This is a genomic window from Kitasatospora sp. NPDC054768 (assembly GCF_053612025.1).
This window is the reverse complement of sequence record NZ_JBSHBN010000009.1, coordinates 82340-97867: the sequence shown is the minus strand read 5'-3', so window position 1 is coordinate 97867 and position 15528 is coordinate 82340. Positions and strand designations below refer to the sequence as shown.

The window sequence follows — 15528 nt, the reverse complement described above, 5'->3', positions numbered from 1 at the left end:
CGGGGGACTATCCCCCCGCGCCGGTGGTCATTTTGCGGGGGGTGTTTGTCCCGCGGCGGGTTGCCCCCCCACCCCCCCCCCCCTTTCTGGGGGCCCCCGGGGGGGGCCCCCCCGGGTTGTCGGGGGGCCGGCTGGGGTTTTTTGGGGGGGGGGGGCCCCACCCGGTTGTGGCGCCCCCCACCCGGGGTCGGCTTGTCCGGCAACAGGTCGATCCGCGCAGGGACTCGACCACCCGATCGCACCGCGGGCGCGCGCTTCGTGCCGAGTGAGCTCTGGCGTGCCGGCCGCCGCCGCGCGGTCGGCCGGCACGGGGAGGGGAACCGGGGGAGCAGGGCCTAACCCGGGAACTCGTCTCCCTGGATGGCGGTGATGAAGGAGTCCCAGGCGGCGGCCGGGAAGACGAGGGCCGGGCCATGGGGGTCCTTGGAGTCACGTACGGGGACGAGGCCGGGGAGGCCGGAGGCCACTTCGACGCAGTTGCCGCCGTTCGTACCGCTGTAGCTGCTCTTGCGCCAGCTGGCCGCGTCGAGCTTGTTCCGCATCATCTTTGAAACCTTCCAGCGCCTCGGCGATCAGCACCAGCGATTCGCTCGCTGTGAGCGCATCGCCACGGAGGCGATCATAGCGGCGGCGGTGCCCGGAGACGACGGTCGGTTCGTCGCAGGGGCTGCCCCTGTCAAGGCTCTCCGAGTACACCGAGTGCCGACCATCCGGCATCTCCAGAAGGACCATCGAGGTATTGATGATCGTCGCCCGAGCAGTGAACGGCACCACCTGAATCACGATGTTCTCGCGTCGGGCGATGTCGAGCAGGTGCTGCATCTGCCGCACCATCACCTTCGGTCCGCCGACCACCGATCGAATGGCGCTCTCGTCCAGGAGGACCACCATCTGAGGCCCGTCCTCGACAAGGAACCGCTTCTGCCGTGCGAGCCTTGCCACGACTCGCTCTTCGATCACTTCGGGGCGTTCATCAGTCCCGCTTGCCTCGAACATCGCTCGGGCATAGTCCCGACACTGAAGCAGCCCAAACATGTAGTCGGTCTGGAACACGTGGGCCCCGACCGCCTCGGCTTCCGAGTCGGCATGGGTCTGGAACCAGTCCGGATGCTCGATCTGCGCGCTCCAGTCGACCCGGTCGTACAGCCGCTTCAGCAGCCCGCCGGTGTTCAGCAGCCGGTCGAGCTCCTCGACTTCCTCGATCGTGGGTTTCCGCCGCCCGCTCTCGGTCCGCGAGATCACCGTCCGGTCGAGGTGCAGGAGCTTTCCCAGGTCCTCCTGGGTGTAGCCCGCCAACTCCCTCGCGTAGCGGATCTCTTCGCCGAACATGATCGCGGAGCTCGCCGTCGGTCCCCGCTTGATCTTCCGCTGTGCCACCACTGCCCCCAGCTCTCGCGCCACGTGCCCAACACGTGTATTCGGACGCCACCGTAACCCCCGCATTCCGGCCGGCAGTACCGGAAAGCGATCTTTTGCTTGCGCAGCGTCACGCCGCACGCCCCCATCACGCGCCCTGTGCCCCGCGCGGGAAGTCGACCCCGCCGACTTCTCGCGCGCGCCGGGTCCGGCCGGTGCCGGTCGGCCGACAGCGCGGACGGTGGGCTGCCGGTGGGATGTGAGTGGCCTCCGGGATCTTGGGAACCACCACCAGCCCACTCCGAGTTCCAGGAGCCCGCCATGCCCTCCCTGCCCCACAACCCGCCGTGGGACGTCCACCGGCTGCCCCGCGCCGAGGGGAAGAACGTCCTGGTCACCGGCGGCAACGCGGGCATCGGGTACTTCGTCGCCGAGCAACTCGCCGCCACCGGCGCCACGGTGGTCCTCGGCAGCCGCGACCGGGCGAAGGCCGAAGCCGCCATCGCCTCCATCGCCTCGCGCGTCCCCGGCGCCAGGGTGCGGCACCTGCCGCTGGACCTCGCCGACCTCGCCTCGCTCGGCCCGTCCGTGGACGCCCTGGCCCTGGACCGCCTCGACGCGGTCGTCCACAACGCCGGGGTGGCGCTCGACCATCCGCCGCGCCGCGAGACCGTCGACGGGAACGAGCTGATGTTCGCCACCAACCACCTGGGGCACTTCGCGCTGACCCACCACCTGGCACCCCTGCTCGCGGCCGCCCCCGGCAGCCGGATCGTGACCACCGGCAGCTTCGCCGCCAAGTCCGAACGCCTGGACCTCGACGACCTCCAGAGCACGCGCGACTACCGGCCCAAGCGCACCTACGCGCGCTCCAAGCTGGCCCAGATGCTCTTCGCCCTCGAACTCGACCGCCGTCTGCGCGCCGCCGGCAGCACGACGCTGAGCGTGCTCGTCCACCCCGGCGGCGCGCTCGACTCCCTCACCCCCTCGCGCCCGCCGGTCCACGTCCGCACCACCGGCGAGCGGCTGCGCCACCTGCCGCTCGGGCTGGTCGTCCAGGGCAAGGACGCCGCCGCGTGGCCCGCCGTCCGGGCCGTGCTCGACCCGGCCGTGCGCGGCGGGCAGATGTGGAGCCCCCGCGCGTTCGGGCTGCGCGGTGAGCCCAGGGCCGAGCCGCTCTGGGGCCACCTGGCCGACACCGCGACCGCCGCGCGGCTGTGGGCCGCCAGCCGCGAGCTGACCGGTCACGACCCGACGCCCGCCGTGTGAGAGGAGTCCCGGGGCACGTGCGTGGTCGTGATCAACGGGCCCGGGGCGAGGCCCCTTGACCCGAATCGCCGCGCCGCGGAGGTGGAGGCCGGCGAGGCGGCTTTCCGAGCTCGACGGTGTTCCGCTGGAGCAGCCGACCCGATCCCGCGACTCACCGTCCACCGGGAAAGGAGCACTGCTCACGCCACGGCGAACGGACGAATTGCCCATACGGCCACAGTCGGGACGTCGCGATCGACACATTCGCGCCATGGACCGCATGGACCGCATGGACCGCATGGACCCCATGGACCCCATGGATCGTCGGGAAGGTCCTGAGTGATCCCCTGTCGAAGAACCCCCGCACCCGCGAATTCCCGTGCGCCCGCGGCCCGCGCCCGGTCGGCGCTCCCCGCAGAGTGGGAAGTCGGCCGGGCCGACTTCCCACTCCGAACCCCGGCCGATCGACCACATGAGAAGGGCGTGGCGGGCCGGCTCCGCGAACGTCGGCCCGCGAAGCGGTGAAGGTCGAGATGCAGCGCCGTTCGCCCCTTGCCAGGCTGTGGGTCAGTGCACAAACCTCTCGCCGCTGCCTCGCGGAACGTGTGCGCGGACGGACGTCCCTCGCCGTGGGCTCCAAGAGCGAGCGGGACGCCCTGGTCCTCCACGGCGGCGGACACGACGACGTCGTGCGCGTCCCCGGAGAGAACCCTTCGAGCCGGGCAGCATGAACCACCTGGCCGGCCGGACCGTGGACGCCGAGGGCGAGATCGACCAGCAGCACTTCTCCGTCACCCGATGGTCCGTCGTCAGCGGGACCTGAACGAGCACACGGCTGGGGAGGGGGCGAACGGCCCCTCCCCGGAGGGTTCTTGAGAGCCTCCGGCGCTCTCCGCGCGGAGCCGGCGGGTCAGAAGGGCTCCATCCGCTCCCACGCCGGTCCGTCGACCCGCCTCGACCGGCTGCGGGATCAGTGGTCGGGCAGGTTCTGGTCCCCGCCGCCGCCCGCCGGCAGCCGTCGGGTGATCCGGTCGAACAGCTCCGTCAGCGGCTCGCTCACCTCGTGGCCGAACTCGGTCAGCCCGTACGTGACCTGAGGCGGCGTCGTCGGCGCGACCTTCCGCCAGACCAGGTCGTCCTGGACCAGCGCCCGCAGGCTCTGGGCGAGCATCTTCTCGCTGATGCCGCGGATGCTCTCGCGCAGCTCGAAGAAGCGCAGGTCGCGGCTCCGCAGGGAGATCAGCACCCAGACGCCCCACCGACTGGTGACGTGGTCGACCATGTCGCGCGCGGGGCAGTCGGTGTGAAACACGTCATACCGGCTGCCTGCCCCGGTCCCTCTGTGCTGCACCCCTCCCGCCATGCCATGAGCTTACCTCCAGGTATGTCCTTACCGGGAGTTAGCCCGTCCTCCTAACGTCGGAGCCACCGAGGACATTCGACGAGGAGCTGATCATGATCGTGGTGACCGGAGCGACCGGGAACATCGGACGGCCGTTGACGCGGGCGCTGGCCGAGGCGGGGCAGCAGGTGACGGCGGTGTCGCGGCACCCGGCGGCGGTGCCGAACGGGGTCCGCCATCTGGCGGCCGACCTGGCCGGGCCGACCGGCCCGGCCAGGCTCGGGCCCGCGCTGACCGGGGCGTCGGCGCTCTTCCTGCTGCTCTCCGGCGACCTGCACGCCGCCGGGGGCAACCCCGCCGGCCTCATCGGCGAGGCCGCGGCCGCCGGGGTCCGGCGGATCGTGCTGCTCTCCAGTCAGGGTGTGGTGACCAGGCCCTTCGGGCCGACCCGGATCGCGATGCGCGAACTGGAGGACACGCTGCGGGAATCCGGTCCGGAGTGGGCGATCCTGCAGCCGGGCGGCTTCGCCTCCAACGCCCTCTGGTGGGCCGAGTCCGTCCGTGCGCAGGGGCTCGTCGCGGCGCCCTTCGGCGATGTCGGCGTGCCGATCGTCGACCCGGCGGACATCGCGGCGGTCGCGGCGGCCTGTCTGCTGGACGACCGGCACGCCGGCGGCGTGTACCAGCTGACCGGCCCCGAGGTGATCACGCCGCGCCGCCAGGCGGCCGCGATCGCCGACGCGCTGGGCTCGCCGGTACGGTTCCACGAGCTCACCCGCGCCGAGGCCGGGGCCGCCATGAGCCGGGCCATGCCGGCGGAGCTCGCCGAGGACACCCTGGACATCCTCGGCGCGCCGAACCCGGCCGAACTGCGCATCAGTCCGGACGTCCAGCGGGTCCTGGGCCGCGCCCCGCGCCCCTTCTCCGCCTGGGCCGCCCGCAACATCGCCGCCTTCCGCTGAGGCCCGTCTTCGGACCCCCGCCTGCGGGCCGACGCCGAGGTACGGACCGGTGCTCGGGGGCCGGGGGTCGGGGGAGGGGGTGGACGAAGGGGCCGTCACCGCCGGGGCCTTGGCCGCCCCCGGAACGCAGAGAGACCGCTCGGGCCACCAGGGCCGGGCGGTCTCTGCTGTTCGGGCGGACCCATGCGCCAACACGGCCCGCTGCCGATGTTCCCGAGTTGTTGGAGTGCACAGCGCCCCGGGTTCCGGACCCGCGGGTCCGGGTGACGCCGCTGCAAATCGTCACATCCAGCCAGGACGGCTCACAAGGGCATGCTGCACAAAGGCGCATCAAAATCCGGTTTCACTTCGTTGAACTGTGCGTTTCTGATAGGGCGTTCACGAGATTGCGGCCAGGGGCCGGGACCGTGGCGCATCAATCTTCGCGATGTTCACCGAACCGATTGGGATTCACCCGTACGCCTGACAGAGTGTGTGCCCACCGGGCACACAGTGCGACGCCAACCGCACAAGTGCCCGCCAGTTGGAGTGGACAGTGATATGGAGGACTCCTCGATGGCGAGGAAGCGGAACAAGCGCGCCCACACCCCTACCCACTGCGCGGCGGCGGAACCGGTACCGCCGCGCCCGCGCCCGTACCGGCCGCTCGCGGCCGGTGAAGCGACCGTGGTCGTCGTCGTGGTCGTCCTGACGGTCGCGCTGGCCGCCGCCCTGGTGGCGACGGGCATGTCGGCCGGGGCCGCGCTCGAACTGGCCACGGGCGGATGCCTGTTGGCCGCGAGGCTCCGACGGGAGCGGGCCTAGGAAGAGCGCCTGCCCGAGATGGGACGCCGAGAGAATCCGATCGAGGCGACCGAGCCGGCGCTGGGCCGGCTGGCCGTCTGGCTGCGGGAGCAGCGCGAGCAGGCCGGGTTGACGTACCGTCAGCTCGCCGCTCGGACCAACTACCACCCCACCACCCTGCAACGGGCCGCCGGCGGGCGCTCCGTACCGAGCTGGAAGGTCGTCGAGGCCGTCGTGCGCGAATGCGGCGGCGACCTCAAGACGGCCCGGCGCAAGTGGGTCCAGGCCAACTACTGGGCCCACGTGCCGCGCCCCTCGGGCAGCCGGCGGCTGCGCGCACCCCGGCGGGTCGACCCCCAACAGGTCGACTCCTTCGCGGACCTGCGCCGGGCGATGCACGAGATGCGCCGCAAGGCCGACTGGCCGTCCCTGCGGGAACTGGACCGCCGGGCCCGCGACCGGGGCGGACGCCTGCCCTCCAGCACGCTGGCCCTGGTCCTCAAGGGCGAGGCCCCGCTGCGCAAACCCGTCTTCCTCGCGTACATGGAGGTCTGCGGGGTCAAGGAGGCCCGCCGCGCCCTGTGGGCGGCGGCCTGGGACCGGACGAACAACGCCCGCACCCCGCTGCCGGTCAACTCGCGCACGTACCACAGCGAGTTCGTCCGGGCCATGCAGTCCTCCAGCGCCGGCACCCCGACGGACATCCTGTTCCGCCTGTGGGCGACCCTGCGCACCAGCCTCGCCGCCGAACGGGGCGAGGGCCCCGGCCACCCCGCGGCGGCGGGCCGCGAAGGCACCGACGACAACCCGTCGGTGCTCGTGTGACCCGGTCCGCGGCCGGGACGCCACCCGCGCCCCGGCCGCGGACCGGGCCGGGCACCCGCCGCGGACCAGCACCCACCCGCGCCACCTCGGGACACCACCATGCCGACACCACGACGCCGTTCGGCAGCCCCCGGGCCCGCCCTGGGCCTGTGGGCGCTGCACGACCTGCACCTGCGCCACTACCTCGACTACGCCGAACTGCTCCTGCCGCCCGCCGACGCGCCCCTGGCCGTCCGCGCCGCCTTCGAGGAACTCGGCGGCCACTGGCTCGACGCCCTGTCCACCGCCAGCCCGGCCGCCTGCGCCTGGCAGGCGGTGCGCCGCCGGGTCTGCACCCTGGCCGGCCCCCGGCCGCTGGGCCCGGTCGCCCACCTCACCGCCGCCCAGCAGGACGTCCTGCTGCTGCACCTGGTCCTCGACCTGTCCGCCGCCGAGATCGCCGCGCTCACCGGCACCGAACCCGCCGCCGTCCACGTCCAGCTCCGCTCCCTGGCCGCCGCCCGCCGCTGACCGGGCGGTGCCGGCCGCGCGGTGCCGGCTAGGGGGCCGGCGGGTAGCCGCGGGCGTGGACGAGGTCGCGGGTGAGGCGGGTGAAGGCGCGGGCGGCGGCGCTGCGGTAGGCGCCCTCGCGGTGCAGGAGGGTGACGGTGCGGGTGGGCAGGGGAGGGTCGAGGGGGACGGGGGCGAGGTGGGGGTGGTCGTGGGCGAGGGCGTCGGGCAGGACGGTGGCCAGGTCGGTGCGCCGGACGATCTCGGTGAGGGCCTGGACGGAGTTGGCCTCGACCGTGATCCGCGGGGCGGCCCGGTGGCGGGCGAAGTAGCCGTCGATGTGCGCCCGGGTGGCGAAGTCGCCGCTGAGCAGGGCGAGTTGTTCCTCCTTGAGGGCGTGGACCGGTAGCGGGTCGGGCAGCGTCGGGGCGCGCGAGGTGCCAGTGACGAGGCTGAGGGTCTCGGTGAACAGCGCGGTGGCGGTGATGCCGGGCGGGTGGGTGCCGGCGAAGGCGATGCCGAGGTCCAGGTCGTCGGCGAGCAGCGCGGCCTCGATGCGGTCCTGGGTGGTCTCCGTCAGGGTGAGGCCGACGCCGGGGTGGCGGGCGTGGAGCTCGGCGGTGAGCGGGCCGACCAGGTAGGCGGTGAAGGTGGGGGTGACGCCCAGGCGCAGGTGGCCGCGGGAGAGGTCCTGGACGTCGTGGACGGCGCGTTCGGCGGCGGCCAGGTCGCGCAGCGCGCGCCGGGCGTGGTCGGTGTAGACGGCGCCGGCGTCGGTGAGCCGCACGGTGCGGCCGGTGCGGTCCAGCAGCTGCACGCCCAGGGTCTTCTCCAGCTGCCTGATCTGCTGGGAGAGCGTGGGCTGGGAGATGTGCAGCTCCTCGGCGGCGCGGGTGAAGTTGCCGTGTTCGGCGACGGCGAGCAGATAGCGCAGGTGACGCAGTTCGGGAGCGGCCATGGAACAGACTATAGATGCGACCAATGACTTCCATGCCTGACAGCTCTTGGACGCTATAGGCACAGGTCATGCATGGTGGATCTCACCGGCCCACCGGGGCCGGCCACCACCCGAAGGGAGTGACCAGTGCAGGACCTCACCGACGGCGTCGCCCGTTTCCAGCGGGACGTCTTCCCGGCCAAGGCGGAGCTCTTCGCCCACCTGGCCACGCACCACACCCCGGACACCCTGTTCATCGGCTGCTCCGACGCCCGCGTCGTCCCCGAGCTGATCACCGGCACCGAGCCGGGCGACCTGTTCGTCATCCGCACCGCCGGCAACCTGGTGCCCGCCCACACACCCGAGGCCGACGGCGTCGCGGCCAGCATCGAGTACGCCGTCGCCGCACTCGGCGTGCGGGACATCGTCGTCTGCGGCCACTCCGCCTGCGGCGCGATGACCGCCCTCGCCGAGGGCCACGACCTCAGCGGCGCCCCCGCGGTCGCCACCTGGCTGCGCCACGCCGACGCCTCCGTGGCCCGCACCTCCGCCGACGGCGACGTCCCCGCCCTGGTCCGCCAGAACGTGCTCGCCCAGCTGGCGAACCTGGCCACCCACCCCTCGGTCGCCCGCGCCCTCACCGGGGGCGGGGTCGCCCTGCACGGCTGGGTCTACGACATCCCCACCGGCCGCGTCGAGGTCCTCACCGCCGGCGCCCCCGCGCTCGCCGCCTGATCCCCCCCACCCCCGTACCCGCTCGCGTCGCCCCCGTCCCGGGGTGACGTGGACCCCTCGCAAAGAGAAGGACAACCGCCATGGTGCACGCCCGGTTCAACCAGAGCGCCCGCGAGGCGCTGGCCGACGCCGCCGTCGAGGCCAAGATCCGCAAGGACCTCTCCTGGAAGCGGATCGCCGAGGCCTCCGGCCTGTCGGTGGCCTTCACCACCGCCGCCGTCCTCGGCCAGCACCCGCTGCCGGAGGAGTCCGCGAAGGCCGTGGCCGAACTGCTCGGCCTGGACGAGGACGCGGCGCTGCTGCTGCAGACCGTCCCGGTCCGCGGCTCGATGCCCGACCGCATCCCCACCGACCCGACGATGTACCGCTTCTACGAGATGCTCCAGGTCTACGGCACGACCCTCAAGGCCCTGGTGCACGAGGAGTTCGGCGACGGCATCATCTCCGCGATCAACTTCAGGCTCGACGTGCGGAAGGTCGCCGACCCCGAGGGCGGCGAGCGCGCGATCATCACCCTGGACGGCAAGTACCTGCCGACCAAGCCCTTCTGACCGGCCCTTGCGGCCAAGCCCTGCCGATCGGGGGGGCGGGCCGGGACCCTGCCCCGGCCCGCCCTTCCCCACCGCCCCTTCCTCCCGGCCCTTCCCTCGTCCCTTCCCCCGCTCCCGCCCCGGAGGCCCTGATGGACTTCGTCCAGCGCACCATCGACATCGCCCGCCAGAACGTCACCGAGGGCGGCCGCCCGTTCGCGACCGTCATCGTCAAGGACGGCGAGATCCTCGCGGAGAGCCCCAACAGGGTCGCCCAGACCGGCGACCCCACCGCCCACGCGGAGATCCTCGCCATCCGCGAGGCCTGCACCAGGCTCGGCACCGAGCACCTGACCGGCACCACCGTCTACGTGCTCGCCCACCCCTGCCCGATGTGCCTGGGCTCGCTCTACTACTGCTCGCCGGACGAGGTCGTCTTCCTCACCACCCGCGACGCCTACGAGCCCCACTACGTCGACGACCGCAAGTACTTCGAACTGGGCACCTTCTACGACGAGTTCGCCAAGCCGTGGCAGGAGCGCAGGCTGCCGATGCGCCACGAGCCGCGCGAGGACGCCGTCGAGGTGTACCGCCTCTGGCAGGAGCGCAACGGCGGCGAGCGCCGCGTGGCGGGCGCCCCGCGCCCCCACGGCTCCGCGCGGGACTAGCATCGAGCCCGTGATCGTATGGCTCAACGGTACCCACGGAGCGGGCAAGACGACGACCGGCGCACTCGTGCAGCCACTGATACCGGATGCGCGGGTGTTCGACGCCGAGAAGGTCGGCGAGACCCTCATGGACATCACGCCGGGGCTTCCCCGGACGGACAACTTCCAGCACTGGCCGCCGTGGCGGCAACTCGTGGTCGAGACCGCCCACCGGGTACTCGACTACACCGGCGGCACCCTGGTGATGCCCATGACCGTCCTGGTCGAGCGGTACTGGCGGGAGATCAGTGCGGGCCTCGCCCGACACGCCATCCCGGTACGGCACTTCGTCCTCCACGCCGACCAGGAGACCCTCCGCGGGCGGATCGAGGGGGACACCGTCCTCGGCCCCTCCTCCTTCCGCCTCAGGCACCTCGAACCCTACGCCGAGGCGGCCCGCACCTGGCTGCACGCCGAGGCCGAGGTCCTCGACACCACCCACCTCACCCCCGCCCAGGCCGCCCGACGGATCGCGGCGGCCGTCACCGGCCGGGGCCCCGCCCGCCCCGCCGTTGAGCCGGGGGCCGGGTCGGGGCCGTAGACGTGGAAGGGGCGCCCTCTGCCGGAGCGGGCGCCGCGGCGTCAGGAGGCAGGCGTGCTCAGGTTCCACGGAGCATGGCGGATCACCGTCGTCGGCAGGAGCGCCGACTTCGACCAGCGGGCCGTCGTGCGCGGCGCGTACGGGCTGCGGGTGCTGCCCGGGCGGGTCGGCGCCACCATCGAGGTGGACGAGGAGAGCTGGACGCTGTCCCTGGAACACCACCTGTGGGGCCGCAGCTGGCAGCCCAACCTGCGCACCACCCCCGGACCGGTCACCGAACACGGCGGCCTGCGCAGCCAGTTGCTCACCAGCAACGACTGTCACTGGCCGGGCAAACCGCTCGACTACGTCAACTTCGTGCTGCGCCTGGACCAGGCCGTCACTCCGGCCGTCACCCGGACCGCCGCGCCGGTGCGCGCCGCCCGTCCGCTGGAGGCACCGATCGCCGCGCCCGTCCAGGCCGTCCGCACCTCCTCCTCGGGCTGGCCCGAGTCCGGGCCCGCGACCGGGCCCGAGCGCGGCACCGCCCCTGAGCGCGGCACCGCCCCCGCGGCGCCGTCGGTGTCGCCGAGGGAGAGCGGGCGGCCCGCCTGGTAGCCCGACGGCGCGAGCGGGGGATACCCCCAGGCCACGGCGGCCCGCTGGCCGGGTGTTCCGGCGGGCCGGCGCCGGGTTGGCTGGAGCGGTCAGCACCAGCCGAACCGAAAGGCCGTCACCCGTGCCCTTCCGTACGACCGTCCGCACCACCGTCCGCACCACCGCCCGGGCCGCCGCCCGGGCCGCCGCCGTCACCGCCCTGGCCGCCGCGCTCGGCGCCACCGCCATGAGCACGAGCGCCTCGGCCATCGTCAACGGTCGCGACTCCACCGAGCGCTACCCCTTCATGGCCACCCTCCCGCTGAGCGCCGAGCAACTGGCCGACGGAGCCTGCGGCGCCACCCTGATCGACCGCCAGTGGGTGCTGACCGCCGCCCACTGCGTGGTCGGCACCGAGGACACCGGCGTCACCCTCAAGGGCACCGTGCGCATCGGCAGCGCCCACCGCGACAGCGGCGGCGCCGTGCGCAAGGTCGACCGCGTCGTCGTCCACCCCGGCTTCGAGTTCGGCGACGGCGCCACCCGCCCCAACCGGAACGACCTGGCCCTGGTCCGCCTGGACCGCCCCGCCCCCCAGCAGCCCGTCCGCGTCGCCGAACACCCCGGCAGCCCCGGCACCCCCACCCGGCTGCTCGGCTTCGGCACCGTCGTCGACACCACCGACTACCAGCGGATGGTCTTCCCCGACCGCCTCCAGGAACTGCCCACCCGCATCGGCGCCACCACCGACTGCGCCCCCGGCTGGGCCGACCCCACCCGCCTGTGCACGCTCAGCCGGGTCCCCGGGGCCATGGCCTGCTTCGGAGACTCCGGCGGCCCCCAGATCCAGCGCGGCCGCGGCGGCCGCTGGGAACTCATCGGCACCACCTCCGGCCCCGGCGCCCCCGGCGTGCCCTGCGCGGGCGGCCCCGGCCTGTACACCGACGTGCCCGCCTACGCCCCCTGGATCAGCGGCACCCTCGCTGCCGGCTGACGCCCCGACCCCACCGCGCGGCTAAAGTCCCAGGTGAGAACCGTCGCGCCCGAGGAGAGCCCGCCATGCCGACCGACCCCGCCGCCACCGCGATCCCCGCCCCCGCCGCCGCGCGCCCGCACCCCGCGCGCCTCGGCCTGGGCACGGCGGCCGTCGGCCGGCCCGGCTACATCAACCTCGGGCGCGACGCCGACCTGCCCGCCGAACGCACCGTCGACGCCCTGCGCGAACGCACCCACACCCTGCTCGACGCCGCGTACGCCGCCGGCGTGCGCTACCTCGACACCGCCCGCTCCTACGGCCGCGCCGAGGAGTTCCTCGGCCAGTGGCTCGCCGAACACCCCGAGGCCGCGGCCGAGGTGACGGTCGGCAGCAAATGGGGCTACACCTACACCGCCGACTGGCAGACCGACGGAGTCGCCGCGCACGAGGTCAAGGAACACTCCACCGCCGTCTACGACCGCCAGATCCACGAGACCCGCACCCTGCTCGGCGACCACCTCGACGTCTACCTCGTCCACTCCGTCACCCCGGACAGCCCCGCCCTCACCGACCCCGCCCTGCACCGGCGCCTCGCCGACCTCGCCGCCGAAGGCGTCCGGGTGGGCCTGTCCACCAGCGGCCCCGCCCAGGCCGACACCATCCGCCGCGCCCTCGCCGTCACCACGGACGGCCGACCGCTGTTCACCGCCGTCCAGGCCACCTGGAACCTGCTGGAGACCTCCGCCGCCCCCGCCCTCGCCGAAGCCCACGCGGCCGGATGGCTCGTCGTCGTCAAGGAGGGCATGGCCAACGGCCGCCTCGCCGGCCGCAACGCCACCGGCCCCGACACCGCCCCGCTGCGCACCCTCGCCGACCGCACCGCCGCCACCCCCGACGCCCTCGCCCTCGCCGCGGCCACCGCCCAGCCCTGGGCCGACGTCGTCCTCTCCGGCGCCGCCACCCCCGACCAGCTCGCCTCCAACCTCGTCGCCACCGGGCTCCGCCCGACCCCCGAGGACCTCGCCGCCCTCGGCGCCATGGCCGAGCCGGCCGGGGCGTACTGGCGTACGCGGGCGGGGCTGCCCTGGTCCTGAGGTGTTGTGGGCGGGGGTGCCGGCTGGGGGGGGGGGGCGCTGCGCAGGAAGTCGGCGGGGCCGACTTCTCGCGCCCCCGCCCGTTGTCGGTGCCCGCCCCTACGGTGAGCCGCATGACCGAGCACCTGGACCTCGTCGCCGCCCTCGCCGCCCTGCCCGTCGACCTGTCCGTCGACCTGCCGCCCGGCCGTACGGTCACCGCGGACGACGGGCCCGAGCCGCTGCTGTGGATCAGCGACGCCCCCGCCCCCGCAGGGCTCTGGCGCCAGCTGCACCGCGCCCACCCGCAGACCGGGCTGTGGCCGCTGCTGCTCACCCCGCTGGACCCCGCCGGCCCCGACTACCGGCCCTGGCTGTCCGGCGAGCTGTACCCGGTCGACGCCGCCGTACCCGACCTCTACGACCCGGCCGCCCTGCTGGCCACCTGGTGGAAACAGGTCGACGAGGACGAGGACGGGGAGGTGAGCGAGGACGCCGAGATCCTGGACGAAGCCCTCGCCCCCTACGGCCGCACCTGGCCCGGCCCCGCCCCCGCCGCCACCGTCCCCGACGGCGCCGCCGGCACCGAGGCCCGGGAGCTGGCCGAGGTGCTGCGGTCCGTCAAGGACGCCCGCCTCGGCCTGGTGCGGGCCGACAGCGGCGCCCAGGCCCTCGCGGTGTGCGGCTGGAGCGGCCCCACGAACCACGACGACATCGCCAGGATCGCCACCGTGCTCGCCGACTGGGAACGCCGCTTCGGCGCCCAGGTCGTCGAAGTCGGCTTCGACACCCTGGAGTTGAGCGTCCCCGTGCCGCCCGCCACGCTCGCCGACGCGCTCCCGCTGGCCGCCGAGCACACCGCCTTCTGCCCCGACCTGGTCTTCCAGGGCTCCGGCAGCCTCACCGCGTACGCCGAGGGACTGGTCGGCGCCCACCAGTGGTCCTTCTGGTGGGACTGACCTGACCTGACCTGATCCGGGGGTTGGGGGCCGGGGGTTGGGGGCCGGGGGCGCGGAGCCGCCTGCTCACGCGGAGCCGCCCGGGCGCGACGGACCCGGGCGCGCCGACCCGCCCGGCGCCCGCCGGCCACCCGTGTGGCATGCTGCGCCGGGCCGCGAACCGGGCCCGAGCACCGCCCACCGCACGGACACCCGTCCCGGCCCCCCCGAGGAGCACCCCCTGAACACCGCCTGCGCCGAAGCCCTGTCCGCAGGCCTGCTGCTACTCGTCCTGGTCTGCGCCGTCGCCCGCCCCTGGGGCTGGCCGGAGGCCGCCGCCGCGGTGCCGGCCGCCGCCCTGCTGGTGGCGACCGGCGCCGTCCCACTGGAGCACGCCACGGCCGAGGCCGCCCGCCTCGGACCGGTGATCGGCTTCCTGGCCGCCGTCCTGGTCCTGGCCAAACTCTGCGACGACGAGGGGCTGTTCCGCGCCTGCGGGGCCTGGATGGCACGCAGCGCCGCCGGCCGCCCGCGCCGACTGCTGGTCCAGGTGTTCACCGTCGCCTCGCTGGTCACCGCGGTGCTCAGCCTGGACGCCACCGTCGTGCTCCTCACCCCCGTCGTCCTCGCCACCGCCGCCCGCCTGGGCACCCGGCCCGGGCCGCACCTGTACGCCTGCGCCCACCTGTCGAACACGGCCTCGCTGCTGCTGCCGGTCTCCAACCTGACCAACCTGCTCGCCCTCACCGCCAGCGGCCTGAGCTTCGGCCGCTTCGCCGCCCTGATGACACTGCCGTGGCTGGCGGCGGTCGGCGTCGAGTACCTGGTGCTGCGCCGCTTCTTCGCCGCCGACCTGGACGCCGCCCCCACCGCGGCGCCCGAGACCGGACCGGCCCCCGCCATGCCGCTGTTCGCCCTGGCCACCGTCGGCTGCACGCTCGCCGGGTTCGCCCTCGCCTCCGCACTCGACGTCGACCCGGCCTGGGCGGCGGCCGCCGGCGCCACCGCCCTGGCCGCGCGCGCCCTGGCCCGCGGCCACGCCACCCCCGCGACGGTGGTGCGCTCGGCCGCCCTGCCGTTCCTGGCGTTCGTCCTCGCCCTGGGCATCGTGGTGCGCGCGGTCGTCGACAACGGCCTGGCCGCCGGCCTGGCCCACCTCGTCCCCGACGGCACCGCCCTGCCCGCCCTGCTCGCCACCGCCGCCCTGGCCGCCGTCCTCGCCAACGTCATCAACAACCTGCCCGCCACCCTCGCCCTGGTGCCGCTGGCCGCCCCGGCCGGGCCCGGCGCCGTCCTCGCGGTCCTGCTCGGGGTGAACATCGGCCCCAACCTCAGCTACGCCGGCTCGCTGGCCACCCTGCTGTGGCGCGGCATCGTCCGCGACCGCGGAGTACCGGTGGAGCTGCGCGAGTTCACCCGCCTGGGCCTGCTCGCCGTCCCCGCCACCCTCACCGCCGCCGTCCTGGCCCTGTGGGCCTCGCTGCGCCTGATCGGGCCCTGAGCGGGGCCG

The 15528-nt window shown here is 74.2% G+C and carries 18 protein-coding genes; 14 read left to right on the top strand and 4 right to left on the bottom strand.

The window, feature by feature from the left end; all coding sequences use genetic code 11:
• Nucleotides 1-335 precede the first annotated feature (335 nt).
• Together ACWGKU_RS04740 and ACWGKU_RS04735 are read right to left on the bottom strand one after the other, a co-directional pair.
• Nucleotides 336-467 (bottom strand): DUF397 domain-containing protein, encoded by a 132-nt coding sequence (locus ACWGKU_RS04740; protein WP_452179414.1) that lies wholly within the window; start codon nucleotides 465-467, stop codon nucleotides 336-338.
• On the bottom strand, nucleotides 430-1377 hold the full coding sequence (locus ACWGKU_RS04735) for a helix-turn-helix domain-containing protein (RefSeq protein WP_452179413.1): 948 nt from the start codon (nucleotides 1375-1377) through the stop codon (nucleotides 430-432). Before ACWGKU_RS04735 ends, ACWGKU_RS04740 begins: the two co-directional genes overlap by 38 nt.
• A gap of 300 nt (nucleotides 1378-1677) precedes the next feature.
• Between ACWGKU_RS04735 and ACWGKU_RS04730 the strand changes: the two genes are divergently transcribed.
• Nucleotides 1678-2625, top strand: coding sequence for an SDR family NAD(P)-dependent oxidoreductase (locus ACWGKU_RS04730; RefSeq protein WP_452179412.1), 948 nt, complete (start codon nucleotides 1678-1680; stop codon nucleotides 2623-2625).
• Nucleotides 2626-3574: 949 nt separating this feature from the next.
• Here ACWGKU_RS04730 and ACWGKU_RS04725 read toward each other — a convergent pair.
• Nucleotides 3575-3967, bottom strand: coding sequence for a winged helix-turn-helix transcriptional regulator (locus tag ACWGKU_RS04725; protein ID WP_401045083.1), 393 nt, complete (start codon nucleotides 3965-3967; stop codon nucleotides 3575-3577).
• Nucleotides 3968-4059: 92 nt separating this feature from the next.
• Here ACWGKU_RS04725 and ACWGKU_RS04720 point away from each other — a divergent pair, with 92 nt between their 5' ends.
• The 4 genes from ACWGKU_RS04720 to ACWGKU_RS04705 all read left to right on the top strand — a co-directional run bounded on the left by ACWGKU_RS04720 (nucleotide 4060) and on the right by ACWGKU_RS04705 (nucleotide 7026).
• Nucleotides 4060-4908 carry an SDR family oxidoreductase gene (locus tag ACWGKU_RS04720; protein WP_452179411.1) on the top strand — a complete coding sequence of 283 codons (849 nt, stop codon included), beginning with the start codon at nucleotides 4060-4062 and terminating at the stop codon, nucleotides 4906-4908.
• Nucleotides 4909-5463: 555 nt separating this feature from the next.
• Nucleotides 5464-5712, top strand: coding sequence for a hypothetical protein (locus ACWGKU_RS04715; protein WP_380546675.1), 249 nt, complete (start codon nucleotides 5464-5466; stop codon nucleotides 5710-5712).
• Between the two features lie 18 nt (nucleotides 5713-5730).
• Nucleotides 5731-6516: a helix-turn-helix domain-containing protein gene (locus ACWGKU_RS04710; RefSeq protein ID WP_380546674.1), complete on the top strand. Its 786-nt coding sequence runs from the start codon at nucleotides 5731-5733 to the stop codon at nucleotides 6514-6516.
• A gap of 99 nt (nucleotides 6517-6615) precedes the next feature.
• Nucleotides 6616-7026 (top strand): sigma factor-like helix-turn-helix DNA-binding protein, encoded by a 411-nt coding sequence (locus ACWGKU_RS04705; protein WP_359906537.1) that lies wholly within the window; start codon nucleotides 6616-6618, stop codon nucleotides 7024-7026.
• A gap of 28 nt (nucleotides 7027-7054) precedes the next feature.
• On the opposite strand, the gene cynR is transcribed toward ACWGKU_RS04705, so the two are convergent.
• The gene (cynR, locus tag ACWGKU_RS04700) at nucleotides 7055-7963 is read right to left on the bottom strand and encodes a transcriptional regulator CynR (RefSeq protein WP_452179410.1); all 909 of its coding nucleotides are present in this window, start codon (nucleotides 7961-7963) and stop codon (nucleotides 7055-7057) included.
• A 126-nt stretch (nucleotides 7964-8089) separates the two neighbouring features.
• Between cynR and ACWGKU_RS04695 the strand changes: the two genes are divergently transcribed.
• The 9 genes from ACWGKU_RS04695 (at nucleotide 8090) to ACWGKU_RS04655 (ending at nucleotide 15519) form a co-directional block, all read left to right on the top strand.
• Nucleotides 8090-8677, top strand: a complete 588-nt coding sequence (locus ACWGKU_RS04695; RefSeq protein WP_452179409.1) for a carbonic anhydrase — start codon at nucleotides 8090-8092, stop codon at nucleotides 8675-8677.
• Nucleotides 8678-8757: 80 nt separating this feature from the next.
• A complete protein-coding gene (gene cynS, locus ACWGKU_RS04690) occupies nucleotides 8758-9228 on the top strand; it encodes a cyanase (RefSeq protein ID WP_452179408.1) in 471 nt (156 codons plus the stop codon).
• A 131-nt stretch (nucleotides 9229-9359) separates the two neighbouring features.
• Nucleotides 9360-9875, top strand: coding sequence for a nucleoside deaminase (locus tag ACWGKU_RS04685; RefSeq protein ID WP_401054072.1), 516 nt, complete (start codon nucleotides 9360-9362; stop codon nucleotides 9873-9875).
• A 10-nt stretch (nucleotides 9876-9885) separates the two neighbouring features.
• Nucleotides 9886-10455 carry an ATP-binding protein gene (locus tag ACWGKU_RS04680; RefSeq protein WP_380357808.1) on the top strand — a complete coding sequence of 190 codons (570 nt, stop codon included), beginning with the start codon at nucleotides 9886-9888 and terminating at the stop codon, nucleotides 10453-10455.
• 54 nt (nucleotides 10456-10509) lie between these two features.
• Complete coding sequence (locus tag ACWGKU_RS04675) at nucleotides 10510-11052, top strand: hypothetical protein (RefSeq protein ID WP_401054074.1); 543 nt, start codon at nucleotides 10510-10512, stop codon at nucleotides 11050-11052.
• A gap of 121 nt (nucleotides 11053-11173) precedes the next feature.
• Nucleotides 11174-12025 (top strand): S1 family peptidase, encoded by an 852-nt coding sequence (locus ACWGKU_RS04670; protein ID WP_452179407.1) that lies wholly within the window; start codon nucleotides 11174-11176, stop codon nucleotides 12023-12025.
• A gap of 65 nt (nucleotides 12026-12090) precedes the next feature.
• Nucleotides 12091-13101 carry an aldo/keto reductase gene (locus tag ACWGKU_RS04665; RefSeq protein ID WP_452179406.1) on the top strand — a complete coding sequence of 337 codons (1011 nt, stop codon included), beginning with the start codon at nucleotides 12091-12093 and terminating at the stop codon, nucleotides 13099-13101.
• Between the two features lie 113 nt (nucleotides 13102-13214).
• Nucleotides 13215-14039 (top strand): DUF4253 domain-containing protein, encoded by an 825-nt coding sequence (locus ACWGKU_RS04660; RefSeq protein ID WP_452179405.1) that lies wholly within the window; start codon nucleotides 13215-13217, stop codon nucleotides 14037-14039.
• A 220-nt stretch (nucleotides 14040-14259) separates the two neighbouring features.
• Nucleotides 14260-15519: an SLC13 family permease gene (locus ACWGKU_RS04655; protein WP_401053295.1), complete on the top strand. Its 1260-nt coding sequence runs from the start codon at nucleotides 14260-14262 to the stop codon at nucleotides 15517-15519.
• Nucleotides 15520-15528 lie beyond the last annotated feature (9 nt).